At 69.1% G+C, this 25,379-nt stretch carries 22 protein-coding genes; 9 read left to right on the forward strand and 13 right to left on the reverse strand.

Annotation, left to right across the window (positions count from 1 at the left end; translation table 11 throughout):
• Positions 1-137 precede the first annotated feature (137 nt).
• From mmuM to ACFWHU_RS03565, 7 genes are all read right to left on the reverse strand, one after another.
• Positions 138-1,091 carry a homocysteine S-methyltransferase gene (mmuM, locus tag ACFWHU_RS03535; protein ID WP_387223612.1) on the reverse strand — a complete coding sequence of 318 codons (954 nt, stop codon included), beginning with the start codon at positions 1,089-1,091 and terminating at the stop codon, positions 138-140.
• 16 nt (positions 1,092-1,107) lie between these two features.
• Positions 1,108-2,037, reverse strand: coding sequence for an LLM class F420-dependent oxidoreductase (locus ACFWHU_RS03540; RefSeq protein WP_385801609.1), 930 nt, complete (start codon positions 2,035-2,037; stop codon positions 1,108-1,110).
• Between the two features lie 97 nt (positions 2,038-2,134).
• Positions 2,135-2,626 carry a DUF6099 family protein gene (locus ACFWHU_RS03545; protein ID WP_387223614.1) on the reverse strand — a complete coding sequence of 164 codons (492 nt, stop codon included), beginning with the start codon at positions 2,624-2,626 and terminating at the stop codon, positions 2,135-2,137.
• A 178-nt stretch (positions 2,627-2,804) separates the two neighbouring features.
• Positions 2,805-3,200 carry a nucleotide pyrophosphohydrolase gene (locus tag ACFWHU_RS03550; RefSeq protein WP_387223616.1) on the reverse strand — a complete coding sequence of 132 codons (396 nt, stop codon included), beginning with the start codon at positions 3,198-3,200 and terminating at the stop codon, positions 2,805-2,807.
• A gap of 61 nt (positions 3,201-3,261) precedes the next feature.
• Positions 3,262-3,663, reverse strand: coding sequence for a cell division protein SepF (locus ACFWHU_RS03555; RefSeq protein ID WP_385801604.1), 402 nt, complete (start codon positions 3,661-3,663; stop codon positions 3,262-3,264).
• Between the two features lie 124 nt (positions 3,664-3,787).
• Positions 3,788-6,193, reverse strand: coding sequence for an ATP-binding cassette domain-containing protein (locus ACFWHU_RS03560; protein WP_387223619.1), 2,406 nt, complete (start codon positions 6,191-6,193; stop codon positions 3,788-3,790).
• 157 nt (positions 6,194-6,350) lie between these two features.
• On the reverse strand, positions 6,351-7,310 hold the full coding sequence (locus ACFWHU_RS03565) for an SDR family NAD(P)-dependent oxidoreductase (protein ID WP_385801600.1): 960 nt from the start codon (positions 7,308-7,310) through the stop codon (positions 6,351-6,353).
• Positions 7,311-7,736: 426 nt separating this feature from the next.
• Between ACFWHU_RS03565 and ACFWHU_RS03570 the strand changes: the two genes are divergently transcribed.
• From ACFWHU_RS03570 to ACFWHU_RS03585, 4 genes are all read left to right on the forward strand, one after another.
• Positions 7,737-8,708 carry an STM4015 family protein gene (locus tag ACFWHU_RS03570; protein ID WP_385801686.1) on the forward strand — a complete coding sequence of 324 codons (972 nt, stop codon included), beginning with the start codon at positions 7,737-7,739 and terminating at the stop codon, positions 8,706-8,708.
• 89 nt (positions 8,709-8,797) lie between these two features.
• A complete protein-coding gene (locus ACFWHU_RS03575) occupies positions 8,798-9,973 on the forward strand; it encodes a hypothetical protein (protein WP_387223621.1) in 1,176 nt (391 codons plus the stop codon).
• Positions 9,974-10,479: 506 nt separating this feature from the next.
• The gene (locus ACFWHU_RS03580; RefSeq protein WP_387223623.1) at positions 10,480-10,695 is read left to right on the forward strand and encodes a hypothetical protein; all 216 of its coding nucleotides are present in this window, start codon (positions 10,480-10,482) and stop codon (positions 10,693-10,695) included.
• Between the two features lie 245 nt (positions 10,696-10,940).
• Positions 10,941-13,232, forward strand: coding sequence for a SpoIIE family protein phosphatase (locus tag ACFWHU_RS03585; RefSeq protein WP_387223625.1), 2,292 nt, complete (start codon positions 10,941-10,943; stop codon positions 13,230-13,232).
• A 147-nt stretch (positions 13,233-13,379) separates the two neighbouring features.
• Here ACFWHU_RS03585 and ACFWHU_RS03590 read toward each other — a convergent pair whose 3' ends face one another.
• The 3 genes from ACFWHU_RS03590 to ACFWHU_RS03600 form a co-directional block, all read right to left on the reverse strand.
• Positions 13,380-15,530, reverse strand: coding sequence for a SpoIIE family protein phosphatase (locus ACFWHU_RS03590; protein WP_387223627.1), 2,151 nt, complete (start codon positions 15,528-15,530; stop codon positions 13,380-13,382).
• Between the two features lie 331 nt (positions 15,531-15,861).
• Entirely contained in the window at positions 15,862-16,797 is a 936-nt protein-coding gene (locus ACFWHU_RS03595; RefSeq protein ID WP_387223629.1) for an NAD-dependent epimerase/dehydratase family protein, read from the reverse strand.
• On the reverse strand, positions 16,794-17,429 hold the full coding sequence (locus ACFWHU_RS03600; protein ID WP_387223631.1) for a TetR/AcrR family transcriptional regulator: 636 nt from the start codon (positions 17,427-17,429) through the stop codon (positions 16,794-16,796). The genes ACFWHU_RS03595 and ACFWHU_RS03600 overlap by 4 nt, the downstream gene beginning before the upstream one ends.
• 173 nt (positions 17,430-17,602) lie before the next feature.
• Between ACFWHU_RS03600 and ACFWHU_RS03605 the strand changes: the two genes are divergently transcribed.
• Positions 17,603-18,382 carry a DUF899 domain-containing protein gene (locus ACFWHU_RS03605; RefSeq protein WP_387223633.1) on the forward strand — a complete coding sequence of 260 codons (780 nt, stop codon included), beginning with the start codon at positions 17,603-17,605 and terminating at the stop codon, positions 18,380-18,382.
• A gap of 27 nt (positions 18,383-18,409) precedes the next feature.
• Here the strand turns inward: ACFWHU_RS03605 and ACFWHU_RS03610 are convergent, their stop codons facing one another.
• Positions 18,410-18,859 carry an ATP-binding protein gene (locus ACFWHU_RS03610; RefSeq protein WP_387223635.1) on the reverse strand — a complete coding sequence of 150 codons (450 nt, stop codon included), beginning with the start codon at positions 18,857-18,859 and terminating at the stop codon, positions 18,410-18,412.
• Positions 18,860-19,026: 167 nt separating this feature from the next.
• On the opposite strand from ACFWHU_RS03610, the gene ACFWHU_RS03615 reads away from it, so the two are divergent.
• Positions 19,027-19,872 carry a Scr1 family TA system antitoxin-like transcriptional regulator gene (locus ACFWHU_RS03615; RefSeq protein ID WP_387223637.1) on the forward strand — a complete coding sequence of 282 codons (846 nt, stop codon included), beginning with the start codon at positions 19,027-19,029 and terminating at the stop codon, positions 19,870-19,872.
• The gene (locus ACFWHU_RS03620; RefSeq protein ID WP_387223639.1) at positions 19,869-20,108 is read left to right on the forward strand and encodes a DUF397 domain-containing protein; all 240 of its coding nucleotides are present in this window, start codon (positions 19,869-19,871) and stop codon (positions 20,106-20,108) included. Before ACFWHU_RS03615 ends, ACFWHU_RS03620 begins: the two co-directional genes overlap by 4 nt.
• Before the next feature lie 38 nt (positions 20,109-20,146).
• Here ACFWHU_RS03620 and ACFWHU_RS03625 read toward each other — a convergent pair whose 3' ends face one another.
• Complete coding sequence (locus ACFWHU_RS03625; protein ID WP_078074568.1) at positions 20,147-20,674, reverse strand: hypothetical protein; 528 nt, start codon at positions 20,672-20,674, stop codon at positions 20,147-20,149.
• A 219-nt stretch (positions 20,675-20,893) separates the two neighbouring features.
• On the opposite strand from ACFWHU_RS03625, the gene ACFWHU_RS03630 reads away from it, so the two are divergent.
• Positions 20,894-21,850, forward strand: a complete 957-nt coding sequence (locus ACFWHU_RS03630; protein WP_387223641.1) for an aminoglycoside phosphotransferase family protein — start codon at positions 20,894-20,896, stop codon at positions 21,848-21,850.
• 142 nt (positions 21,851-21,992) lie between these two features.
• On the opposite strand, the gene ACFWHU_RS03635 is transcribed toward ACFWHU_RS03630, so the two are convergent.
• Positions 21,993-24,233, reverse strand: a complete 2,241-nt coding sequence (locus ACFWHU_RS03635; protein ID WP_387223643.1) for an MMPL family transporter — start codon at positions 24,231-24,233, stop codon at positions 21,993-21,995.
• Between the two features lie 264 nt (positions 24,234-24,497).
• On the opposite strand from ACFWHU_RS03635, the gene ACFWHU_RS03640 reads away from it, so the two are divergent.
• Positions 24,498-25,259: a TetR/AcrR family transcriptional regulator gene (locus ACFWHU_RS03640; protein WP_387223645.1), complete on the forward strand. Its 762-nt coding sequence runs from the start codon at positions 24,498-24,500 to the stop codon at positions 25,257-25,259.
• Positions 25,260-25,379 lie beyond the last annotated feature (120 nt).

Here is a 25,379-nt window from a genome sequence, read left to right on the forward strand (position 1 = left end):
TAGGCAGCGGCGGCCCCAGCCCAAGAGCTGGTCGCAGGCGCCAGCCAGAACGAGGCCGTACCCGCGTTGCCGATCGGTGCCGAACTCCCCGGTCGTGGCTGGCCGAACGGCCGCAAGCGGCAGGTCACCTATTGCCGTCACGTCCTTGAACTGCCCTGGCGCCTCTCGTCAACGCGCCCCGCGTCCAGGACCGCCGCGACCTCGGTGATCCGGGCCGGGCCGACGCGGCAGCATCCGCCAAGGAGGCGGGCGCCGGCGGACTGCCAGGTGTGGAGGCGGTCGGGCGAGAAGGGCGGGGGGACGGGGGCCTCCAACGACCAGCGTTTGGCTTTCGCGTCCCACTCCTCGCCGCTGTTCGGGTAGACCACCACCGGTTTGCCGGTGATCGTGGCCGCGAGGGCGACCGCGCCGTCCGCGTCGGACGGATCGCAGCAGTTGACGCCCACCGCGATCACGTCGTCCTCGCCCGCCGCCAGGGCGAACGCCTCGGTCAGCGGCTGGCCGGCGCGTGTACGGGCCCCCGCGACCGTGTACGAGAGCCACACCGGCACCCCGCATCCCCCGGCCGCCCTGAGCAGCGCCTCGGCCTCGTCCGTGTCCGGCACCGTCTCCAGCGCGAGGACGTCCGGCCCAGCGGCGGCCAGCGTCTCGATCCTCGGCCGGTGGAAACGCTCCAGCCCCCGCACCGACAGCCCGTACCGCCCCCGGTACTCACTCCCGTCGGCGAGCATCGCCCCGTACGGCCCGACCGAGGCGGCCACCCAGATCTCCCGTGCCACCTCCGCCCCCGCCCGCCGGGCCAGGGTCACGCTGTCGGCCAGCAGCTCGGACGCCCGGTCCCGGCCGACGCCCCGGCGGGCGAAGCCCTCGTACGTCGCCTGGTAGCTCGCGGTGATCAGCACCTGTGCGCCCGCCCGTACGTACGCCGCGTGTGCCGCTTCGATCTGCTGCGGTCCGTCGGCGAGGAGCCGCGCCGACCACAGGTCGTCGGAGAGATCGCAGCCCTGCGCCCGCAGTTGGTCGGAGAGTCCGCCGTCGAGAACAAGGCTCCCCTCGCCGAGCGCGGCGGCGAGCGTACGGACGGGCTTCACGGTTGGCTCCCCGCCCTCAGCCGGTGCTCAGCTGCGACTGGACCTGGGAGGACAGCAGTTCCAGATGGTCGAGGTCGTCCAGGTCCAGCATCTGGCAGTAGAGGCGGGACGCGCCTGCGGCTCCGTACTGTCCGATCTTGTCGACGACCTCGGCGGGCGAGCCCGCGAGTCCGTTCGCCTTCAGTTCTTCCACCTCCCGTCCGATGGACGCGGCCCTGCGGGCCACTTCCGCGTCCGTCCTGCCCACGCAGGCGACCAGCGCGGTCGAATACACCAGGTCGTCGGCCTTCCGTCCGGCCTTGACCGCCGCCTCCCGCACGCGGCCGAACTGCTTCTCGCTGTCCTCGATCGAGGCGAACGGGATGTTGAACTCGTCCGCGTACTGCGCGGCCAGGCGCGGGGTGCGTGTCGCGCCGTGTCCGCCGATCAGTACCGGGACCTTGGACTGGGCCGGCTTGGGCAGCGCGGGTGAGTCGGCCAGTTGGTAGTGCTTCCCGTCGTACGAGAACGTCTCGCCCGTCGGCGTGGCCCACAGCCCTGTGACGATGGCCAGTTGCTCCTCGAGGCGGGCGAACTTCTCCTTGGGGAAGGGGATTCCGTATGCCTTGTGCTCCTCCTCGAACCAGCCCGCGCCCAGGCCCAGTTCGACCCGGCCGCCGGACATCTGGTCGACCTGCGCGACCTGGATCGCGAGCACGCCCGGCAGTCGGAAGGTGCCCGCTGTCATCAAGGTCCCGAGCCGGATCCGCTTGGTCTCGCGCGCGAGACCGGCCAGCGTGATCCAGGCGTCGGTGGGGCCGGGAAGACCGTCGGCGGAGCCCATCCGCAGATAGTGGTCGGAGCGGAAAAAGGCGTCGAAGCCGAGGTCTTCCGTCGCCTTGGCGACGGTCAGCAGCGTCTCGTAGCTCGCCCCTTGCTGGGGCTCGGTGAAGATTCGAAGATCCATGCATCCATCCTGCACCTTGCGGCGCCCGTCGGCCGCGCCTCCTCGCCGGGCTCTCCGCATTCCTCCCCGGTGTCTGTCACCGAAGTCACGATCACCGTCACCCCCTCTCCTTCTCCTTCTCCGTCTCACGCACCCGCTCGCGCACCCCGTCCTGCGCGGTGAGCTTGCGCAGCATGCCGAGCACCCGGTCGTTCGACTCGTCCGCCGCGTCGATGGCCTCGATGCACTGCCAGTACAACCCCTCCTCGTCCGTCCCGCAGGCCACCGAGACCAGCGCGATCCCCACCTCGCCGAGCAGCACGCCGAGCCCGGTCAGCGCGCTCCGCGCGTCCGTCACCGCCGAGAGCCGTGCCGCCCGTATCCCCCCGGCGCGCAGGGAGGGATGGTCGGGTGAGGTGCCGCCCCGCGCGCCCGTTTCAGCGAGGTCTCTTGCCTCCGTCCTCAGCTCCTGCGGTCCGTGCAGGGCCAGTTGGTCCCCGATCGCCTGGGCGAGAGCCTGCGCCTGCCAGGCCTCCGCCACGACGTCCAGCGCCGCACCGCTCCGGGCCAAGGCAACCCGGCCGGCCCCGATCAGCCTCTCCGCGTCCATTCGCCGTCCCCGTCTCCGTATGTCCGTCTCTGTCCGTCCGTCCCCGTCTGTCGAACACCCTGCCCACTTACTTCATTACCCAGAGTGAGGTGTTGGCAACAGCAAGACCAGAGGAATTCGGAAATCTGTGGACAGGAAGCCGGTTGTGGATAACTCGGCCACTCCGCAGAGTGACGAATCAGTCGGATGTAGACGGAGAAGAGGACGGGGACGGGGGCGGGGGCGGGGGCGGGGGCGGGGAGGACGATGGAGACGTGGGTGGGAAGCGCAGCTCGTTCCGGTCGATCTTCTCGGAGAGCGCGGTGAGCGCGTCGATCCCCAACACGTCGCAGAACTGGAGCAGATACGCCAGCACGTCCGCGACCTCGTCCCGCACACGGTGCGCCGTCCCGGGGTCGTCCATCACCCGTGCCGACTGCTCGGGCGTCAACCACTGGAAGATCTCCAGCAGTTCGGACGCCTCGACGCTCAGCGCCACGGTCAGGTTCTTCGGTGTGTGGTACGGCTCCCACTCCCGTGCCGCCGCGAACTCCACCAGCCTGCGCTGCAATCCCTGTACATCCAGTTCCGTCACGGATCCAGGTGTATCAGGTGCGTCCGGCGCCCCCGGTCGACCATGTCCACCAGGTCACCCCTCAGGGCTGCTGGACCGCCGCCGCGATCCCTTCCACCTCGGTGCCGATCGGCGCGAGCAGGAAGACGTTGCGCTCGACCCGGTGCATACCGCTGCCGAGCCCGAAGACGACCCCGCTGCTGAAGTCCAGGATGCGTTTGGCCACGTCGCTCTCGGCGCCGGTCAGGTCGAGGAGCACCGGGATCTGCGCGATCAGATGCTCCGCGACGTCACGCGCGTCGGCGAAGACCCGCACCCGCAGGACGACGAATCGCCGCTGTTCGGCGGCGTAGTCCTCGGGGATCGCCCGGTGGTCGACGCGCGAGGGCCACTCGTTGCGACCGCGCAGTGGGACGACCTGGGCCAGGCCCTCCCACTGTTCGTCGGTGGCGTCGTACCTGTCGTAACCGCCGTACCTGCTCACCGGATCACCCCACTCGCACGCTGTGTCTGCATACGGCCATCCTCCCGCGCCTCACCCGTTCGGCCCAACAGCGACACGGTGCGGGCGCGGACCAGTCTGGAACAAGCCGAACGACCTGTTCCCGTCAGGTGGCGATGTATGCCGCGAGGTGTTCGCCGGTGAGGGTGGAGCCGTCCGCGACGAGGTCCGCGGGCGTGCCCTCGAAGACGACGCGACCGCCGTCGTGCCCGGCGCCGGGGCCGAGGTCGATGATCCAGTCGGCGTGTGCCATGACGGCCTGGTGGTGTTCGATGACGATGACGGACTTGCCGGAGTCGACGAGCCGGTCGAGCAGGCCGAGCAGTTGCTCGACGTCGGCGAGGTGCAGGCCGCTGGTGGGCTCGTCGAGGACGTACACGCCGCCCTTCTCGCCCATGTGCGTGGCCAGTTTGAGCCGCTGCCGCTCGCCGCCGGACAGTGTGGTGAGCGGCTGGCCGATGGTGAGGTAGCCGAGCCCGACGTCGGCGAGCCGGTCGAGTACGCGGTGTGCGGCGGGTGTGGCCGCCTCGCCGGCGCCGAAGAACTCCTCGGCCTGGGCCACCGACATCGCGAGCACCTCGCTGATGTCCCGGCCGCCGAGGTGGTGGTCGAGGACCGACGCCTGAAACCGCTTGCCCTCGCACTCCTCGCACACGGTCGCGACACCGGCCATCATCGCGAGGTCGGTGTAGATGACGCCGGCGCCGTTGCAATTGGGGCAGGCGCCCTCGGAGTTGGGGCTGAACAGCGCCGGCTTCACGCCGTTGGCCTTCGCGAAGGCTTTGCGGATCGGGTCGAGGAGTCCGGTGTACGTCGCGGGGTTGCTGCGCCGTGAGCCGCGGATCGCGCCCTGGCCGATGGCCACCACATCCGCGCCGATGTCCCCCGCGCCCTTGCCCAGCGACCCGTGCACGAGCGAGCTCTTGCCGGAGCCGGCGACTCCGGTGACGACGGTGAGCACCCCGAGCGGGATGTCCACGTCGACGTCGCGCAGATTGTGCGTCGTCGCGCCGCGGATCTTCAGCGCCCCGGTGGGCTCGCGCACCGTCTCCTTGAGGACGGCCCGGTCGCCGAAGTGGCGGCCGGTGAGGGTGTCGCCGGCCCGCAGCCCGTCGACGGTGCCCTCGAAGCAGACGGTGCCGCCCTCCGAACCGGCGCCGGGGCCGAGGTCCACGACGTGGTCGGCGATCGCGATCGTCTCCGGCTTGTGCTCCACGACGAGCACCGTGTTGCCCTTGTCCCGCAGCCTCAGCAGCAGGTTGTTCATCCGCTGGATGTCGTGCGGGTGGAGGCCGACGGTGGGTTCGTCGAAGACGTACGTGACGTCGGTGAGCGAGGAGCCGAGGTGCCGGATCATCTTGACGCGCTGCGCCTCGCCGCCCGACAGCGTGCCCGACGCGCGGTCGAGGCCGAGGTAGCCGAGTCCGATCTCGACGAACGAGTCGAGGGTTCCGCCCAGCGAGTCGAGCAGCGGCCCGACCGACGGTTCGTCCAGCTCGCGCACCCACTCGGCGAGGTCGCTGATCTGCATCGCGCAGGCGTCGGCGATGGAGATGCCCTTGATCTTCGAGGATCTGGCCTCTTCGCTGAGCCGGGTTCCGTCGCACTCGGGGCAGGTGGTGAAGGTGACCGCCCGGTCCACGAACTCGCGGATGTGCGGCTGCATCGCCTCCCTGTCCTTGGAGAGGAACGACTTCTGGATCTTGGGGATGAGTCCCTCGAAGGTGAGGTTCACTCCCTCGACCTTGACCTTGGTCGGCTCCCGGTAGAGGAAGTCCTGCATCTCCTTCTTCGTGAACCTGGCGATCGGCTTGTGCGGGTCGAGGAGGCCCGACTCGGCGTAGACGCGCACGGTGAAGAAGCTGTCGGACTTCCAGCCCGGAATGGTGAACGCGCCCTCGGCGAGCGACTTTTTGTCGTCGTAGAGCTGGCTGAGGTCGATGTCGGAGACGGAGCCCCGGCCCTCGCAGCGGGTGCACATGCCGCCGGTGCGGCTGAAGGTCGCCTTCACGGTCTTGCGGGCGCCGCGCTCGACCGTGATCGCGCCGCTCGCCCGCACGGAGGCGACGTTGAAGGCGAACGCGCCGGGCGAGCCGATGTGCGGCTGCCCGAGCCGGCTGAAGAGGATGCGCAGCATCGCGTTGGCGTCGGTGGCGGTGCCGACCGTGGAGCGGGGGTCGGCGCCCATCCGCTGCTGGTCGACGATGATCGCGGTCGTCAGTCCTTCGAGTACGTCGACCTCGGGTCTGGCCAGTGTCGGCATGAAGCCCTGGACGAAGGCGCTGTACGTCTCGTTGATCAGCCGCTGGGACTCGGCGGCGACGGTGCCGAACACCAGGGAGCTCTTGCCCGAGCCGGAGACGCCGGTGAACACCGTGAGCTGGCGTTTGGGGATCTCGACGCTGACGTCCTTGAGGTTGTTCACGCGCGCGCCGTGCACGCGGATCAGATCGTGGCTGCCGGCCGTGCCCGGCGCGGACGCGCGCGTGTCCGTCCTCGTGGTCTTACGCATCGTGACTCCATGTGTGAGGCGGGGCCGCCTCCGCGGCCTCCATGGAAGTCACGCTAATGCGGCGCCGTGACCGGCGCTTCTCCATATCTGACCGGTATCCGATCCGTACCCGATACGTGCCTGACCAGGGCGGGCCGGGGCGGCGGACCGGGGCCCGTCAGCGGGCGAGCAGTTCCCGTGACACGTCCCACAGCCGGGCCGCGGCCTCGGGGTCGAGCGCGTACGCCGCGACGCCGGAGTCGTCCGTAAGACCCGAGTCGCCAGACGGCACGTACGGACCGGCCTCCGTGACGTCCTCGAAGTACCGGCCGCCGACGCCGTCCAGGAGCGGTGAGACCGCGACGAGGATCGAGGTGGCGGCGCCCTGCTCGGTCGTCTTCCAGGGGTAGCTCTCCATCAGCGCCCTGAGTTCGGGGCTCAGGTTGTCCCCCTGCTGGTGCCGTTGCAGGTTGGTGCGGATGCCGCCCGGCATGACGGCGTTCACGGTGATCCCGTCGTCGGCCCACCGCTTGCTCGCCTCGACGGCGAAGAGGACGTTGGCCGTCTTGGACTGGCCGTACGCCGACCACGGCTCGTACTCGCGCTTCTCGAAGTTGATGTCGTCGAAGACGACGGGCGAGCGGTGATGCGCGCTCGAACTCACCGAGACGATGCGGGCGTTGCCCGCCTCGGCCAGCGCGTCGTGCAGGCCGAGCGCCAGGCCGAAGTGGCCGAGGTGGTTCGTGGCGAACTGGTGCTCCCAGCCCTCGGGCGTGCGCTTCAGGGGCTCCGCCATGACGCCGGCGTTGTTGACCAGGATGTGCAGCGGCCCCTGCCGGCCCGCCGCGAACGCCGCGACCGACGAACGGTCGGCCAGTTCGATCGGCGCGACGGAGACGTGCGGGTTGCCGGTCGTGGCGGTGATGTCGGCGGCGGTACGTTCGCCGGCCTCGACGTTGCGTACGGCGAGCGTGACCTCGGCCCCCGCCGACGCCAGCGCGCGGGCGGTCTCGACCCCGATGCCGGAGGCGCCCCCGGTGACGACGGCACGCCTGCCGGTCAGATCGATGCCGTCGATGACCTCGGCGGCGGTGGTCTCACGCGTGAAAGGAGTGGTGATCCGGTCGGGAAGGCTCATGACGATCCCCTTCTGAACGGCTTCTGCACGGGCCCGTACGGGGCGGGACCCCAGGAGAAATACGGGGCTCCGACCTCGCCGTACACATAAACGGAGGAACCTCCGTTCCCCTCCGAAGGTAATCGGAGGATCGCAGCCCAGCAGGGCCACCGGCTGCGGCGCGGCAGCCAAGGCGGCAGACTCCCAGCCTCCGACCGCGAGGCATACGAACAACGCAACACCGTCGAGCGGTGCATCAACCGCTTGAAACAGTTGCGCGGCATCGCCACCCGCTACGACAAGACAGCGACTACCTACCTGGCCGGACTCCACAAGGCAGGCATCGTCCTCTGGTCCGTTCGAGGATCCAAACAAAACGCCCTAGGCTGCCAGATCGCGCGGAACAGCCGCCGCGTCCGGAGTTTCGGGAGCTACGTTTTGTCGTATGTGCACCACGTCGAGCAGTTCTACGGACTTCCCACCTACACCTTCTCACCGTCTGTGAACTCCGTGGATCTCCCCGAGGTCGAGTCCGTGGCCTGGCGTCTCCAGTGCGGGGAACTGCCGCGCGAGGCCGACTACGGGGCGCGCGGCGAAGCCTATTGGGCGCGCTTCACCGAGTCGGTCGATCTTGGGAGGGTGCGGGCGATGGTCTTCGGGGAGCCCTGGTACGGCGACAGCGGGTTCAGGGACGAGATGCTCCTCGACGTCGCGTCCCGGCTGACCGGGCTCGAAGCGCTCTTCCTCGCCGATCTGGAGGACGAGGAGGCGATGATCTCTACGATCTGTCTCGGAGATGTCGCGCCCGTTCTGGCGGCGTTCCCCGGCCTGCGGGAGCTGGCCGTTCGAGGCGGGGAGGGCCTGCGGTTCCCCGTGACGGGCCACGAAGGGCTGCGGGTGCTGCGTGTCCAGTCCGGCGGGCTGCCCCCGGACGTGGCGGCGCAGATCGCCGCCGCCGACCTGCCGTCGCTGGAGCGCCTGGAGCTGTGGCTGGGCGATGACGACTACGGCGGCGGGACGACGGTCGAACACCTCGCCCCGCTTCTCACCGGGCGGGGCAAGCCCGCTCTGCGCCACCTGGGGCTGCAGAACAGCCCGGTCCAGGACGAGTTGGCCGCCGCACTGGCCTCGGCGCCGGTCGTGGCCCGGCTGACCTCGCTGAGCCTGTCGCTGGGCACGCTCGGCGACGAAGGCGTGGAAGCACTGCTCGCGGGCCAACCACTAACCCACCTACGGGAGTTGGACCTCTCTCACCACTTCCTCAGCCACGCCATGATGCTGCGCGTCTGGACGGAACTCGAGCCGCACGGGGTCCGGGTGGACCTGACGTCACGTCAGGGAGACGAGGAGGACGACGACCCCGACTGGGACGAGGACGAGGACGAGGGGGACGGCAGGTACGTCGCGGTCGCCGAATGACCGTGGTCGGGGGCCCTCCGCCCCCCGGCCCCTCGACCCGACCCCCCTCGACCCGACCACCCCTCGCACGGCCCCGGAAAGGCCCCACCATGTACGACGCACCCGACTCCCAGGACCCGGAGGACCTCCGGGTCGCCAGCCGTGAACTCAACGGCCGCCGACCCTGGTTGGACCCCGCCGAACAGGTCCCGTACGGGCACGTGCTGCACGCCGCCGTGCTGGGACACGCCCCCGCCGGCGTCGTCGCACGGCTGAGAGCCCTGAGGTACGCCGACGTCCAGCTCCCCGAAGCCCCGTTGCCCGGCACCGTCGAACCCGGTGACGTCCCGCTGCTCAGAGACGTCACCGCGGAATACCGCCCCACCTGGCTCGACGTCGGCAAGCCCGTGTCCCTGCACCAGATACTCGAATCGGGCGGCCGGACGGACCGCGCCCCCGCCGATGTCGCCCGGCGGCTGACCGCACTGTGCTACCGGCTCGGGGGCAGTGGCCGGCCGCTTCCCGAGTCCCCGGACCGTGGTGACGCCCTGCTGATCACCAGCGGCCACGGCCCCTACCGGCAGTGGGCCGACTGGGGCGACGAGGTGCCCGCGTACCGGGTGATCGAAGCCGCGGGAGAGACGAGGCGCAGCCCGTACGCCGTTGCCAACCGACTGCTCACGCTCGGCCTGCGCCTGCCGTACACTCCCGAGGCGTCCGACGAACTGCTCCTCGCGGGGGACGGTGGCACCGGCTCGCATTTCCGCAGGCCGCCCGTCGGGCACATCCTTCAGGCCGCGCGGATGACGGGACGCACTCCGGCTGACGTCGCCACTCGCCTGACGGAGCTCGGCTACGCAGTACCGGCCGCCGTGCCCGACCCTCCGGAGGTCGACGACTTCATCATTCTCAGTGAGGAACTCGACGGCCGCGGGCCTTGGTTGGCGCAGAACGGGGTTGTCGGGCTCGCGATGCTGCACATCCTGCGCGGGGCCCTCGCCACGGGACGCAGCCCCGCAGACATCGCCGCGCGGCTGGCCACGATGGGGTACTCGCTGCACGCGAACGCGATCCTGCCCGAGGTCGCCGACGAGGCGGACGTCCGGCTCCTGGCGACCGTCGACCGCTCGTACCTGGACAATGTCCACCTGGAGCACGTCCTGCGGAGCGCGAGCCTGACGGGCAGGAGCCCGGCGGACGTCGCGGCGCGGCTGACCGCCCTCGGCCACCGGCTGCCCGACGACATCGAATACCCGGAGGTACGGGCCTGCCCGGCAGCCTCATGAACGTCCCGGCCCGCAAAGGTGCGCACTGCTGGCCGGCCTGCGGACCCTGCGCGACGACATCAAGAAGACGCAGGCCGCACTGACGAAGCCCGAGTCGGACCGCGCCCGGCAGATCACCGCCCTGGCCTCCTACGAGAAAGTCAAGGCCGACTGGATCGCACCGGCAGCCGGGCTCAGCCTGGCCGACGTGGTCGATCGCTCCGATCCTGGCCCCGGACCGCTTCGCCGCCTCGCCCGAAGCGACCGCCCCCACCCCCGCAGCGGGCCCCGGTCGAGGCCGCCGAAACCGCAGTTGCCCTGTCGCTGAGGCCGCGGGCGCTCCTGCCCCGGACATGAGGCGCCCGGCACCGCCCGCAGTCATGCCCGAACCGTCCCCAGCCCCGGCGGCGGCATGGTCGGCTACGTCGATCCCGCACCTGAGTGGCGAGGCACCTCCGTGCAGGAGTGCGGTCTGTGGCCGTTCGGCGCGGGCTCCGGGACCCCCATGGTCGGGGTGCCGCTCGGCCGTGACCAGCACTCCGGGGCCACGGTGGTCGATGCGCCGGCCGCCGCTGAGAGACCTCATCACGGCGGCCGACACCGACACCGTCCATATGGCCGTCCTCGCGCTGCCGCACGGGCTCGCGTTCCTGGCCTGGCACGGTCCGGCAGGAACGCGGCCCACATCCGACCTGGTCGCAGGCGTGGTCGGGACCCTGATCGAGGGAATCCGCCGACGCTGACCACCGGCTCCGGCCATCAGCACCGCAGGTGTTTCGATACCCAGGTCACAGCTTTCCCGCGCAGGCGCGGTCGGCCCAGACGATGGTGATCTCGGGGTGCATCAGGCCACGGCGACGACGCTTGAACCAGCAGGTATCGCCACGACCAGTTGCCGTCAAGGCAGGCGTCCACCAGTCTGGAAAGGACGATTCCTCAGCCAGATGATAGTGAGCAACTTGCAGGGAAGCTGAGCGAGGAGGTGCCGATGACGGCACATGACAGCTCGTTCACGATTGACGACGTCGGAAACGTCTCCCACTGGCGCGATGAGGGGCACCGCTACCCCGGAATTTCCCCGCACGACATCGTCGGCGTGCCGGCGGGGCTGGTCATAGACAGAATCCTGGGCCTGCTCCGCAGTGAGAGCGGAGGGCTTGCGTCGGCTGCTCTGCTCCTCAGCTCATACCGCGACGAGTCGGGGACCGTCATCACCATGCGAGGCACCGCTCCGAGCCTCCACGTCGCTGACGTGGAAACGGCCTTCGAACTCTCAGTATTCGAGCGGTCGACTGCCGGCCTTGAGGTGTATGACACCGACTTGAGCGTCCTGTGCACGAACCCTGCCGCCCTTGCCATGCGCGGACGCTCAGCGGGTCAGGTCCTGCAGCACCACGTCGGCGATCTAGGTTCGCGCCTCCCCCTGGCTCCGTTCCTCCGACAGGTCCTCGTCGGTGGCGAGGCGGCTGTCCAGGAGAGGGTCAATGGGCACGACGGCCACGGAGAGTCGCGCGTCTTCGCAGTTACCGCATTCCTGCTGCGTGATGAGCAGCAGACCATCGGTGCCGGGGCAGTGATCCACGATGTCACTGATCAAGCCCGGGCAGAGGCCGCTGCGCAGTTCCTGGCCAGGGCGCATGAAGAGATCGGTACCACTCTCGACGCGATGCGGACTGCGCGGGAACTCGCCACAGTCGCCGTTCAGGATTTCGCCGACGCCGTCTCGGTCGACCTCGTCGACAACGTCATACAGGGAGCAGAAGCACCAGCACCACCAGTCGGCACGGACGTTGCCCTGCGCCGAGCCGCCTTCGAAGCCCCCGGCGGCCTTCAGGCTGTCTACCACGTCGGGGAGATGAGCTATTTCGCCTTTCCGACCCCGTACACACAGGTGATTGCAGATCTCACCTCAAGGCTTCTGGACCCGAAGACCTCGCCGTCGGACTGGCTGATGCACGACACCGCGCGCGCCGGTGCCATGGCAGACGCCGGAATTCACTCGATGATCATCGTGCCTCTGTCGTTCCATGGGCGTGTTCTGGGGCTGGCCAGCTTCTACCGAGGGCCGCGCCACCCTGTTCCCTTCAATGCGTCAGACGTGAGCCTCGCCGAGCAGGTGAGTGCGAAGGCATGCGTGCACATTGAGAACGCGCGGCGCTACACAAAGGAACACACGACGGCCGTCACCCTGCAACGGAAATTGCTTCCCCGAACGTTCCCGGACCTTTCAGCGGTAAGTACGGCGCACTTCTACACGCCAGGAACCCGGGAAACGGTTTGGTTCGACGTCATCGCGCTGTCGGGGGCCCGCGTTGGCCTCGCCATCGGTCGAGTTCCCCATCAGGGACTCGACGCATCGGTGACCATGGGGCGTTACCGCACCGCACTGGATACGCTGGCCGCGCTTGACCTCCCTCCAAATGAACTGCTGGCTCACCTTGACGATGCCACCGGCCAGTTCCTCTCCAGCCATGTAGACCCGTCGCCCGAGACGCCGTACCCGGCGACAGATCCTCCGCGTTGTTTCTACGCCGTCTACGATCCCGTGAACGGTGAACTCGCCGTTGCCTCGGCCGGCTGGCCTGCCCCTTTGCTGGTATCCCCGGCCGGTGACGTCACCACCGTGGACGTACCGGTCGGCGAGCCACTGGGGCAGAGCGTGAGCTACGACATGCGCCGTCAGATCATTACTCCGGAGAGCATGCTGATCCTCTACTCCCAGTCGTTCCTGGAGTCCGGTTCTCACGCGGAAGAGCGCATGGCGCAACTGAGACAGGCAGCCGCTCGCGCGGGCCACGCCCCCAAGGCCACCTGTGACAGCATCGTGCACCGAATGCTGGGCGGGCAACCAGGCAACGGTGCCGCCCTTCTCGCAGCACAGACCCACCGCCTGCCGGACGACGGCATGGCCGCTTGGACAGCGAACCGGGATCCTGCCCTGGTGGGCGAGTCCAGGGACAGATGTACTCATCAGCTCGAGGAGTGGGGCCTTGAGGAACATGTGTTCACGACGGAAATGGTGGTGAGTGAACTTGTCACCAATGTGATCCGTCACGCCAGCGGAAATCCGACGGTACGCCTCATACGCGATCGATGCCTGACGATTGAAGTCTCAGACACCGCCACCACGGCACCACATCTGCGCCATGCCCGCGCTCAAGACGAGAACGGACGCGGCCTGCTGATCGTTGCTGCACTCGCTCGGCGATGGGGAACCCGCTACACATCGAACGGAAAGATCATCTGGGTCGAACTATCGCTCCACGAGGCTCCTGCCTGATGAACGTGCGGATCGGACGGGCATCCCGGCCGGGTGCATCAACCAGTGGAGCACAGCTCGGCGTCCTGCTTCGGCGACGAAGGCTATGCCGGGTGCGGTAGCCGCACGCCGGCGGTGGTCGCCGTCTCCTGGACTTGGACATCGACATCAGCGACGCTCATGTTCCGTTTCCGTGCGGTGCGAATGGACGAGTAGTAGTGCTATGTCGTCGTGGCGAGGTCCGGTTTGCTGGGCTTGCTCGACGAGGGTGTCGGCGAGGTCGTCGAGGTTCTCGATGTCCGCCTGTGCGATCTGCTGGGCAAGGTGGCGGGTGGTGGTTTCGATGTCGGTTCCGGGGATCTCGACGAGCCCATCCGTATAGAGGACGAGCGTACTGCCGGGCGGGAAGGGGATGTCGGCCGTGGGGTACTCGGCGTCGGGGCCAATGCCGAGCAACAGCCCTGGTGTCAGGTCGAGGATGTCGGTGTGGCCATCGGCGTGGCGCAGCAGGGGCGGGGGGTGTCCGGCGGTGGACAGGCGGGCGCGGTGCCGGGGCAGGTCGATGTCGGCGATCAGGCAGCTGGTGAACAGGCCGGGTTCGAGCTCGGTCAGCAGCCGGTTGGTGCGGGCAAGCAGGACACCGGGCGGCGTACCGGCCGTGGCGTGGGCGTGAACGGTGACGCGTATCTGTCCCATGAGTGCGGCGGCATGGACATTATGGCCCTCGACGTCGCCGATGACGGCCGAGACCGTGGTGGGTGTACAGCGGATGAGGTCGTAGAAGTCGCCGCCGATGTCCATGTCCGGGCCGGCGGGCAGGTAGCGGGCGACAGCGTTCAGCCCGGGGACGCGAGGCAGGGAGGGGGGCAGCAGTCCGGTTTGAAGGGCTCGGGTCAGGGTGTGCTTGGCGTCGTAGAGGCGGGCGCGGTCCAGGGCCTGGGCGATGAGTCCGGCCAGTGAGGTGAGCACGGCGCGCTCGGCCGGGGGAAAAGGCCGCGCCCGGTCGTAGGAGAGGACGAGGGAACCCACCGCGTGTCCGGAGACGATCAGCGGTAGGAAGGCCCAGGCGTTCCTGTCGGCATAGCGGGGCGCCGATGGGTAGGCGCGCTGGAATTCGGCGTAGGTGGCGAGGAAGACCGGTTCGCCCGCGGCCAGAACCTTCATGTGGGGGGCATGGGCGGCCAGGGGGTCACCGTCGAACCGGTCGACGAATTCGGCGCTGTAACCGCGGTGGGTGACAACGTTCATCCGGCCTTCCTGCACGGTCAGCAGGACCAGTCCTTGGGCTCCGAAGCCGGGTATGAGTTGGTCCGCGACGATGCGGGCGACGTCCTGGACACCGACGGCCTTGGTGAGGGCGACCGCCAGGTGTGTGAGGTGGTAGAGCGCCGTAGCACCCACCGGCTTGCCGAGAACGGTCGGCTGCCCACGGGGTGTGGCTTCGGTCTCGTGCGACCTGGGCGCAGGTGTGATGTGGACGCTGATGCCTCGGTCGTCGGGGTGGAGTACGAAGGTCAGCGGGGTGTCCGGCGGGCGCTGTGTGGTGAAGGAGGAGGGCTGCCGGGTGATCAGTGTCTTCCGGAAGGTGTCTTCGAAGACCGGGTCGTGGAGCCATTCCAGTGTCTCCCAGGGCCGCTGGCCGAGCAGAAGGCCGGCCCCGCCGTTGGCCAGGTCGCGGGCGGCGGTGTTGAAGAAGGTGACGCGGCCGTCCAGATCCAAGCCGAAACACCCCGTGGGGAGCCGCTCGGTGAACTCGTACGCGGCAGCGGCCTGGGCCGGTTCCGGCTCGGGAGCGCGCACCGGAGACATGATCCGCGGCCTGTCGAACAAGAGCGACGTTCTGCTGGCTGCTGCGCGCCGGAGTACCAGTCCCGTGCGCCGGCAGCACACGGCGATCGCCTCACGTTCCTCCGGACTGGGCCCCGGTCGGTGCCAAACGGGCCACACCAGTACGATGCCGCCCCGGATTTCGCCGCCGGTCACAGGGGCGGCGGCGCACACGATGTCGTACGGGAGCACTGTCCCCAGCTGCGGATAATTGCGGGCGATCTCCTCCTGACCGTTCAACCACACCAGGCGATCCTCCCGGACGGCGTCTGCCACTGGGATTGCCGTCTCCAGCGAGACGCGGGCCCAGGGAGAAATCAGCGACCAGGGCAGTCCTGCCAGCAACGCCAGGCGCAGCACTTGCTGCCCCGGCGGCAGCACATAGAACATGCCCGCCGTGGCGCCGGTCCGCTGCATGACATCGGCCAAGGCGTCTTCGAGCTGTCGACTCCCGGCATAGCTGTCAGGGGGCTCGGTCACGGGGCGTCCCATACGCCTCACCCTCTCGGAACCACACGACGTAAGCCGACCCGCCCGCCTGTCGGCCGTCCCCGAAACAGCTCCCTTCCGATGGGCCTCCTACTTGCATCTAGGCGCCCAAAAGCGACTACTCGCCCATAATCGAAGGCTATACCGACTTCACTGTGCCTGCATCTCACCCTGCGAGTGAGCGTTTCAGCTGGCGGTCCATTTCCTGATCCGCTCGTCCGGGACCATCCGGCGCCGCATCTCGCCACGGTTGCCCCCAGGAAGCCGGGCGGAGACGATTCAGCCCCTTCTGCCCCCTGTCGGCCGCAGTGTTCCGGGACTCTGCGGACACGCTCTAGCGTTCGGCTGTGGTCGCCCCCGCCGCCAAGCCCTCCCGGTAGCCCGGATAGCGCGGCGTCCAGCCCAGCTCCGTTCGTGCACGTCCGTTGGAGATGTGTACGTCGACGCGGGTCATCACCTCGCCGACGTACGGCGCGGCGAGGCGGATCAGTCCGGCGGGGAGCACGAGCGGTTTGGGCGTACGGCTCGTACGCGCGACCTCCTCGATCAACTCGCGCCACGTGGCAGGGGTGTCGTCGACGACGTTGTAGGCGCGCCCCGCAACCCCGCGCTCCAGTGCGGCGACGGTCGCGGACGCCGCGTCCTCGTGGTGGATCAGGGCCAGCGTCCCGGAGCGGCCGGACGGCACCGGCAGCCGGCGCTTGCGCAGCAGCGCGGCGAAGACGTCGGTGTCGCCTCCGTAGAAGAGGCCGTAGCGCAGGGCGATGCCGTCGATGCCGGGCGCGGCGGCCAGGACCTGGTCCTCGGTGGACTTCAGCGCGGCGAGCACCGGGTCCGTCCTGGCACCCGTCGGTACGGCGAACGGCGCCTCCTCCGACAACGGTGCGCGCCCCAGATACCGGAAGCCGTACCCGAGGAACATCGACTGCGTGAGGAAGCGGGTGGCCCCCAACTCCCGTGCCGCGTCGAGCAGGTTGCGTGTCCCCTCGACGCGCAGCCGGTTGGTCGGCTCCATGTCGCCGTGCCGGGCGGGAGCCTTGGTCAGCGCGGTGAGTTCATGGATGACGGCATCGGCGGCCAGCCCGTCCACCGCCGCGAGCAGCGCTCCCCGGTCGAGCACGTCGGCCACGACGGCGGTCGCACCGGCCCGCTTGAGCCGTTCGGCGCCCGCGCCGCGCGTGACGCCGATGACGTCGTGACCAGCCGCGATGAGCTGGGGTACGAGAAAGCGGCCGAGCGTGCCGGAAGCTCCGGCGAGGAGAACCTTCATGACTCGTCCTTAGGAGGGGGTGCGGGAACAAGGGCCAGTGCCAGGTCGGTGAGGGTGTCCAGATAGGCGTCCTCGGTGACTCCGGTCGGATGGGCGCCGCCGTAGATGTCGGCCATCAGCCAGTAGTGGGAGAGCGCGTCCTGAAGGATCGCGGCGACGGCCGACCAGTCCGTGTCCGGGACGCCGGACGTCGTGTGCGCTGTGGCGTGGGCGGTCGCCTGGGTCTGGAGGAGCTGGGTGAGCGCGGCGTGGATGCGCGCGACCTCGGCCGTACGGAACTCCTCCAGCAGCTCGGGGAACGCGGCGAGGTCCCGCACCAGGATGCGGTTGACGTCCCGCTCGTACACAAGCCGCTCCAGCCCGGACTTCGCGACAGCGCGCAGCAGCACGCGAGGGTCGGTCGCAGGGGCCTCCGTACCGAGGAGCGTGGTGAGCGCGTCCTTCTTACTGATGCGCTCGCGCAGACCGAATCTCAGGATGTCCCTCTTGCTGCGGAAGTGCTTGTACAGCGCCCCGGACCCCGGGGAGAGCCCGGCCGCCTCCTCGATCTTCGAAATGGTGGTGGCGGTGTAGCCCAGCTCTCCGAACAGGCGCATGGCCTCGGTCAGTATCCGCGTGCGGGTGTCCGGCACAAGCGCTCCAAGAAGGGCGAAGAGGCGGCAAGTAAGTACTTGCTTTCCACGGTAACGCCCGAGCACGCGGCTGTGAACTCGCCGATGAGTTTCGGCCGGGCCTCGAGTCGGTACTGGTGAGCGTCGTAGGACGTCGTACGACGCCGCCCGGCACCAGACACCACGGAGGATCCATGACCACCACATCCGGCAACGCGAGCAGCGACCTCCCCGGAAAGCCGCCGGTCGTCGACCTGGCCACCTGGCAGGCGGCGCGCGACGAACTGCTGATCCGCGAGAAGGCCCACACCCACGAGGGCGACGCGATCGCCGCGGCCCGCCGCCGGCTGCCGATGGTCGAGTTCGACGGGTCGGTCGAGGTCGTCGGCCCTGACGGCCCGGTCCCGTTCATCGACCTGTTCCAGGGCCGCGACGAGCTGGTGGTCTACAAGCACATGTGGCACGACGGCGCGCCGCACCAGGGCCAGTGCGAGGGCTGCACCGTCACGGCCTGGCACGTGAAGGACGCCGCCTACCTCAACGCCCGCGGCGTCTCCTACGCCGTGCTGACCACGGGCCCGTGGGACGAGGTGGCCCCCTACGTCGAGTTCATGGGCTACACCGAGCCCTGGTACTCGGTGCGCGGCGTGGACGGACCGGCGGGCGGCCACATGGGTTACGTCACCTCGTACCTCCGCGACGGCGACCGCGTCTTCCTCACCTACTCCACGACGGGCCGCGGCAACGAGCCCGTCGCCGGGTCCTTCGGCCTGCTCGACATGACGCCCTACGGCCGCGGCGAGGCGTGGGAGGACAACCCGGAGGGCAGGCCCGAGGGGCAGGGCCCGTGCTGGTATTGGCGCTCGGACGCGGACGGGAACGCCACCTGGGGCCCGACCGGCCGCCCCGTTCCGCAGTGGACCCGCCCCGGCGCGACCCCCGAGAACACCCTTGGACGAAAGGGCGACCACTGACACGCCTGCGCCAAAGGGTCGGCCCGCTCAGACGTCCGCCTGTGAAGCCTGCACGTACGCCCACACGGTCTTCCCCGGGCCCGACCGTCCGCTGATGCCCCACTGCACCGCGATGGCGTCCACGAGCACCAGCCCACGGCCCCGCTCCTCGTCGGCGGCGGCGCTGCGGGGCACTCGCGCCGGCATCGCGCTGTGGGTGTCGGTCACCTCGATCCGTACGAGGTCCTTGGCCGTGTTGTACGCGAGCCGCAGCCCGAAGTCCCGCCCGGGAACCCGGCCGTGCAGGACGGCGTTCGCGGCCAGTTCGGCGACGACGAGAGCGGCGGCGTCGGACGGTTCGGAGCCGTAGGGAATGCCCCACGCGTCGAGCTGCTGCGTGGCGAGTCTCCGCGCGAGCCGCGCGCCTCGCCTGGTGGCGGAGAACCGCTGAGTGAACACACGTACGGTAACGGCCTCTTGGGCCTGCGGGGATGCCATGTGCCCAGCGTCCGGGCCGGATTGAGGGCTTCACCAGGGCCTTCTCCAGTACACCTGCCCGCTGTACTGGCTCACCCTCTGGACTGGGTGAGTAACTACCAGTGATGCTAGACCAGTTGTGCAGGGTACGCATCGAGCGGAGCAGAGCCACGGAGAGGCGAACGGGTATGACGGCGGACGGCAGTGGTGGCGTGAGTAGTGAACCCGAGACGTCGGACAGTCTCAAGACCTTCGGGGCGGTCCTGAAGGCGCTGCGGGAGGAAGCCGGCCTCACGCAGGAGGAGTTCGCACCCCGGGTTCAGTACTCGGTGCACTACATCGCCAAGATCGAACAGGGAAAGCGGTTCCCGCCGAAGAGCCTGCCGGACCGGGCTGGGGTGGTCTTGGGCCCGGTCGCGAAGCGAGTGCTGGCAGCGGGGGCGAGGAGTCTCACGAAGGGGGCGGGTCTGGCGTCGTGGTTCCGCAAGTGGGCGATCATCGAGGAGACGGCGATCTCGCTGTACGCGTACGAGTGCCGCATCGTTCCTGGCCTGTTGCAGCCCGAGGCCTATATCCGGGCAGCGTTCGCCAACAGCCTGCCCCCTCTGACCGATGAACAGGTTGAGGAGCAGGTCGCCGCCCGTCTCGACCGACAGCGACTGCTCGCGGAGAAGCCCAACGTCGCGTTCAGCTTCATCGTCGAGCAAGCGCTGATCGAAAGACGAACCGGTGGAACGGCCGTGACCCGTGTGCTGATTGACCACCTGCTTGACCTGACTCGCCTGCGAAACGTGGAGATTCAGGTCATGCCACTGCGCAGCCGAGTACACGCAGGTCTCGACGGACCGATCTACCTCGCGGAAACTCAGGCCCACCAGTGGATCGGGTACACCGAGAGCCAGAAGTCCAGCAACCTGATCGGCGCTCCAGCGGGAGTCAGTGCACTGCTGCAACGCTATGGAAGGATGCGTGCGCAGGCCCTCGGCGACGAAGCCACAGTCAGCCTGCTGAAGCAGATGCGAGGAGCGCTATGAATCCTGCCGATCCGAACTGGTTCAAGAGCAGCTACAGCGGCACCGAAGGCGACAACTGCATCGAAGTCGCATGGGCGAAAAGCTCCCACAGCGGCGGCGACGGCGACAACTGCGTTGAGGTCGCCGCGCAGCCCCACGCCGTGCTCGTGCGGGACTCGAAGGATCCCCACGTCGGCCGTCTCACCCTCACCCCGGCCTCCTGGGCCGCCTTCACCGCACACCTCGTCGCGCGTTGACAGGGTGGCCCGAGCTTCCTCGGGCCACCCCATCCGCGTCAGCACATCTTCTGGCTGGCCGCCTGGCCCGCGAGCGGGTCGCCCGCCCTGCGGAGGGAGCCGACCGCCGCCGTGCAGTCCTTGACCGTGTCCGCGCCCCCGGACCAGAACTCCTGGCCGTTGTGGTCGGTCCACACCCGCGTGCCGAAGTAGTCCTCCTGGCTGTAGCTGTAGACGCCGACGCTCACGTCGTAATCCTTACTGGTCTTACGGAATGAATCCCAGACCCAGAGATATCCGTAATTCTCGTTGCAGCTCTTCGAGTAGAATTGTTTGACGGACGCGACGTGCGCACCGGCCCTGTCGATGTACGCTGTCTTTCCGACCTGGTACGCGTCGGCACAGACTCCCGCGACCCGCGCTTTCGCGCTCGCCGGGTTTCCCGCCTCGCTCGGCGCGGTCGACTTGGCCGCCTTGGACGACTTCGAGGGGGCCGGTGCCGGGCCGTCGCCCGCGACCGCCGCGCCCGCCGGGATCAGAGCGAATGCGCAGGCCGCAGCCACGACTGCGCGCTTGGTGTAGCGCATGAGAACACCTCTCTCTGAGCACAAGGGCGCAGTAAACCCACGGGCCCGCCCATGGCGGCTACCGCTCGGTTATTGGGCCCGATGCGTCTCCTGGAATTCCATCCGAACACATAGGCAGACACGGGATCTTCCCCGAGGGTTGCACTACTTCATGAGTTTTATTTCAGGCAGGTAAACGGAATTCCTGCCTCGGCTCCATTTCGATCTCTGGAGAGAGACATGACGACCGACAAGGACGCTTCCACCGGCAGTCGGCGTAAGCCGTGGCATGAACTCCCCCCTTCCGTCCGGACGGGCATCGAGGACGTGCTCGGGGGGACGGTGGCGGCGGCCACGAGTCAGCGGGGTGGGTTCTCCGACGGGCTCGCGGCGCGGCTTCAACTGGCCGATGGGCGAAGGGCGTTCGCCAAGGCCGTGGACGCGGAGGCGGCGCCGGGAGTGGCGGCGTTCCACCGGCGTGAGGTCGCGGTGAACGGCGGGCTGCCGCCCGGGGTTCCCGTACCGAGGCTTCTGGGGTCGCACGACGAGCAGGGGTGGGTGGCGCTCGTCTTCGAGGACGTGGAAGGGGCGCTGCCCGTACAGCCGTGGCGTGAGGACGAGTTGGAGCGGGTGCTCGACGCCCTGACCGGTCTGGCGGAGAGCCTGACGCCCGCGCCGCCTCTCGACTCGGGCCCCGTGTCACCCCGGTTGGGCGGTTGGTCGCGTCTGGCGGAGGGTTCCCGGTCGCTCGCCAAGCTGGCCGTGATCGCTCCGGACGCCGCACGTGAGTTGGACGATCACCTGGCGCTTGAGGCGCGACTGCCAGAAGTGATCGCCGGAGAGACGCTGACGCACGGGGACCTGTACCCGTTCAACGTCCTGCTCACCGAGGAGCGCGTGGTGGTCGTGGACTGGCCGCACGCGTGGATCGGACCCGCGTACTCGGATCTGTTGATGCTGCTCGGGAGTGTGGCGCTCGGCGGGGTCGACCCGGAGCCGTACGCCGCGCGTCATCCGCTGCTGCGCGGTGTCGAGCCGGAGGCGGTGGACGTGGTCATCTCGGCGCAGGCGGGGTTTCTGCTGGGGGCGGCGTGCTCGATGGACTCGTCGGACGCGGGGACGGATCCTCGGCTGGAGGCGATGATGACGGCGCTGGGGCGGGCGTCGTTGCGGTGGCTGTCGTTGCGGCGGCTGTGAGGTTGCCGGGGTTGCTTTTGGCGGGGTCGTTTCGGGCGGCGTGTTCTGTCCTCAATCGCCGGACGGGCTTGAAGTGCGGCCCCGGTCCGACCTCGGAGACCGGGCGGGCCGAGATCCGGCCCGCCCGGCCGAGGGTCCGTCCTCAAACGCCGGACGGGCTGACTGGGGTCTGGGTGCGGTCATCGGACGGCAGAGGCTTCGCGGGGTCCGTCTGGCCGGTCTCGCTGAGGCCGAAGCGTGCGTGGAACGTGCGCAGGAAGCCGGGCGCGTACCAGGCCGTGCGGCCGAGCAGGCGCATCGCGGCCGGGACGAGTACGCCGCGTACGGCGACGGCGTCGATGAGGATGGCCAGCCCGCTGCCCAGGCCGAACATCTGCATGAAGCTGAGCTTCGCCGTGCCGAAGGCGAAGAAGCTCACCGCCAGCAGACAGGCCGCCGCGGTGACAATGCCTCCCGTGTGCCCGAGCCCGTCGGCCACCGCCGACTCGTTGTCCTCGCCCAGGTCGTGGAGTTCCTTGATCCGGCTGGTGACGAACACCTCGTAGTCCATGGAGAGGCCGAAGGCGATGCAGAACATCAGCACCGTCATCGCCACCTCCATCGGCTGCGCCGTGAAGCCGAGCCAGGAGGAGAAGTTGCCGTCCTGGAAGATCCAGGTCATGACGCCGAGGGTCGCTCCCAGGCTGATCACGTTGAGGACCAGGGCACGCAGCGGCTGCACGATGCTGCCGGTGAACAGGAAGAGCAGGATGAAGGTGGTGACGCCGACCAGGGCCACGGCGATCGGGAGCCGACTGCTGATGCTTTCCTTGGAGTCGACCAGTTCGGCGTCGACGCCGCCCACCAGGGGGTGCGATCCGTCGGGCGGGGTGAGTGCCCTGACGTCCCCGACCAGGGCCTGTGCCTCGTCCGACCTCGGAGCCAAAGAGCTGACCACGCTGATCCGCTGCGCGTCGGGCCGGCCGAGGGCGGCGTCGCCGGGGCCGGCTTCCGTGGGCTGTCCGTCGGCGAAGGTCCCCGCGCTGGTCTCGACGCGGGCCACGCCCTTGAGCTGGGACAGTTCGCCCGCGTACGTCTCCAACGGGGCCTTGCTCACGCGCTGTTCGATGACGATGTGCAGGGCTGCGGCGTCGCTGCCGTTGAAGTTCTTCTCCAGCGCGGTGGCCACCTGGCGGCTCTCGGCGCTCTCGGGCAGCACGCGTTCGTCCGGTGTGCCGAAGGTGATCCCCAGCAGTGGGCTCGCCGCCAGCAGCATGATCGCGAGCACCGGCAGCGCGGTGAGCGCGGGGCGCCGCATGACGGTACGTGCCAGCCGTCCCCACACGGAGGTGCGGGCGTCGGGGCGCGCGGTCTTCGCCCATGGGAGCTTCCCGCTGTTGACCCGGTGGCCGAGGACGACGAACAGGGCCGGCATCACGAACAGCGTGCCGATGGCCGCGATGGCGACGACCCCGACCCCCGCGTAGCCGAATGAGCGCAGGAAGTACTGCGGGAACACCAGGAGCGCGGCGAGCGCGGCGGCCACGGTCGCGGCGGAGAACGCGACCGTGCGGCCCGCGGTGTTGACCGTTCGCCGGACAGCGTCGTCGACGCTCGCCCCGGTCGCGAGTTGTTCCCTGAAGCGGCTGATCATCAGCAGGGCGTAGTCGATGCCGAGGCCCAGGCCCAGGGCGGTGGTGAGGTTGGTCGCGGAGTTGGAGACGTCGGTGACGCTGCCGAGGACGGAGAGCTGCGCGAACGAGCCGAGGATGGCGATGATCGCGATGGCCAGCGGCAGCAGCGCTGCGACCACGCTGCCGAAGACGAACAGGAGCAGCAAGAGGGTCAGCGGGATGGCGATGGCCTCGGCCAGGATCAGGTCGTCGACCACCTGCGTGGACATGTCGCTGCCGACCGCGGCGCCGCCGCCGGCCTTGACCGTGAGCGTGTCCTCGTAGGTGCCGGTGTAGGTGTCGAGGAGTTCCGTGGCGTTCTTCTGCTGCTGTGTCTCGTCGCCCTTTACGTGGGCGAGCACCATGGCTTCGCTGCCGTCGCGGGAGCGGAGGTCGGGGCTGTCCGTCTCCCAGTAGGAGACGACGTTCGCGAGGGTCTTCTCGTTCTTGAGGTCGGCCACCAGGGCCCGGCCGCTCTTCTCCGCGGCCGGGGTGTCGACGCGGCCGTCGGCGGCGCGGACCAGCAGAACCAGGTTCGTCTCGCCGCCGAACTTCTTGTCGATGACCTCGCCGGCCCGGGTGGACTGGGATGCCGGGTCGGCGAAGCCGCCGCCCAGCAGTTTGCTGAATGCGCCGGCGCCCACGGCACCCATGAGGGCCACCACCACGACGGCGACGACGAGTACCAGCCGGGACCGGCGAATCGCCAGTTCCGCTATGCGTTCGAACACGCGCTTGCTCTCCTTTGCTTCCTTGCATGAAGACGACGTGGGTCGGCCGGGTGCAGGTGCACGAGGGGGGCCGGCGCAGTGCTCGACGGAGGCTTTCGCCCGTCGGAACCAGGTGCGGTGTCGGTCTCGGTTTCGGTCTCGAAGTCGGTCTCGGTGTCGCACTCTTCGTCGCGGCGATGACGTTAGGTGAGCACACGCGGAGTTGGCAGTGCGAGATTTACCTAACACTGTTCACATTCTTGATGTGCGTCGTACGGTGGGCGCATGCCCGCAGACGAACCCGTATCGGCCCGCCCCTCCCTGCGCGAGCGGCGCCGGGCCGCGGCCACTCAAGAGATCCTGGACGCCGCCGAGTTGCAGCTCGCCGAAGACGGGCCCGGGGCCCTGTCCCTGCGCGGGGTCGCGCGGAGTCTCGGCATGACCGTGCAGGCGCTTTACCACTACTTCCCGAGCCGGGACTCCCTCGTCACGTCGCTCGTCGCCAAGGCGTACGACGACCTCGCGGACGCGGTGCAGGCCTCCGTGGACACCGCGGGCGGCGACACCGTGGCCGGGGATTCGACAGACGGCGACTCGGCCCTGCCGCGCCTGGTTGTCGCGACCGAGGGCTACCGCCGGTGGGCCATCGACCACCCCGAGCACTTCCAACTCCTCTACGGAACACCGCTCCGGTACTACGCGGCGCCCGTCGACGGCCCGACCACGCAGGCGGTGCGCCGGATGGGCGCGGTCTTCGAGAGGGAGATGTTCGGCGGGTACACCGCGCAGCAGCTCGCCGCGGCCGAGATGCCCGCCCTCTCCACCGAGCTACGGACCTACCTGGAGAGCCTGCCACCGGGCGGTCTGGGCAACCTGCCGGCACCGGCCACCGCGCTCTTCCTGAGCGCGTGGGGGCACATGCACGGCCTCGTCGTCCTGGAGGTTTTCGGCCACACCGCGTACCTCGGTGATCACCAGGCCGAGATCTTCCGCGTGACGATGCGGAACATGACCGCGGACATCAACCGCCGGATCCCGCAGGCATAAGCACGGCTCGGGTCGATCCTGAGGTCCGGCGCCGCCGGGGTCCGGTCCGTGAGATACGTGTGCATGGAATCGAAAATCGGCGCTACTCTCGCCGCCATGTCCGCACCTGCCCGCTTCCTC

The sequence above is a fragment of the Streptomyces sp. NPDC060366 genome, assembly GCF_042725135.1.
Taxonomy (GTDB): Bacteria; Actinomycetota; Actinomycetes; order Streptomycetales; family Streptomycetaceae; genus Streptomyces.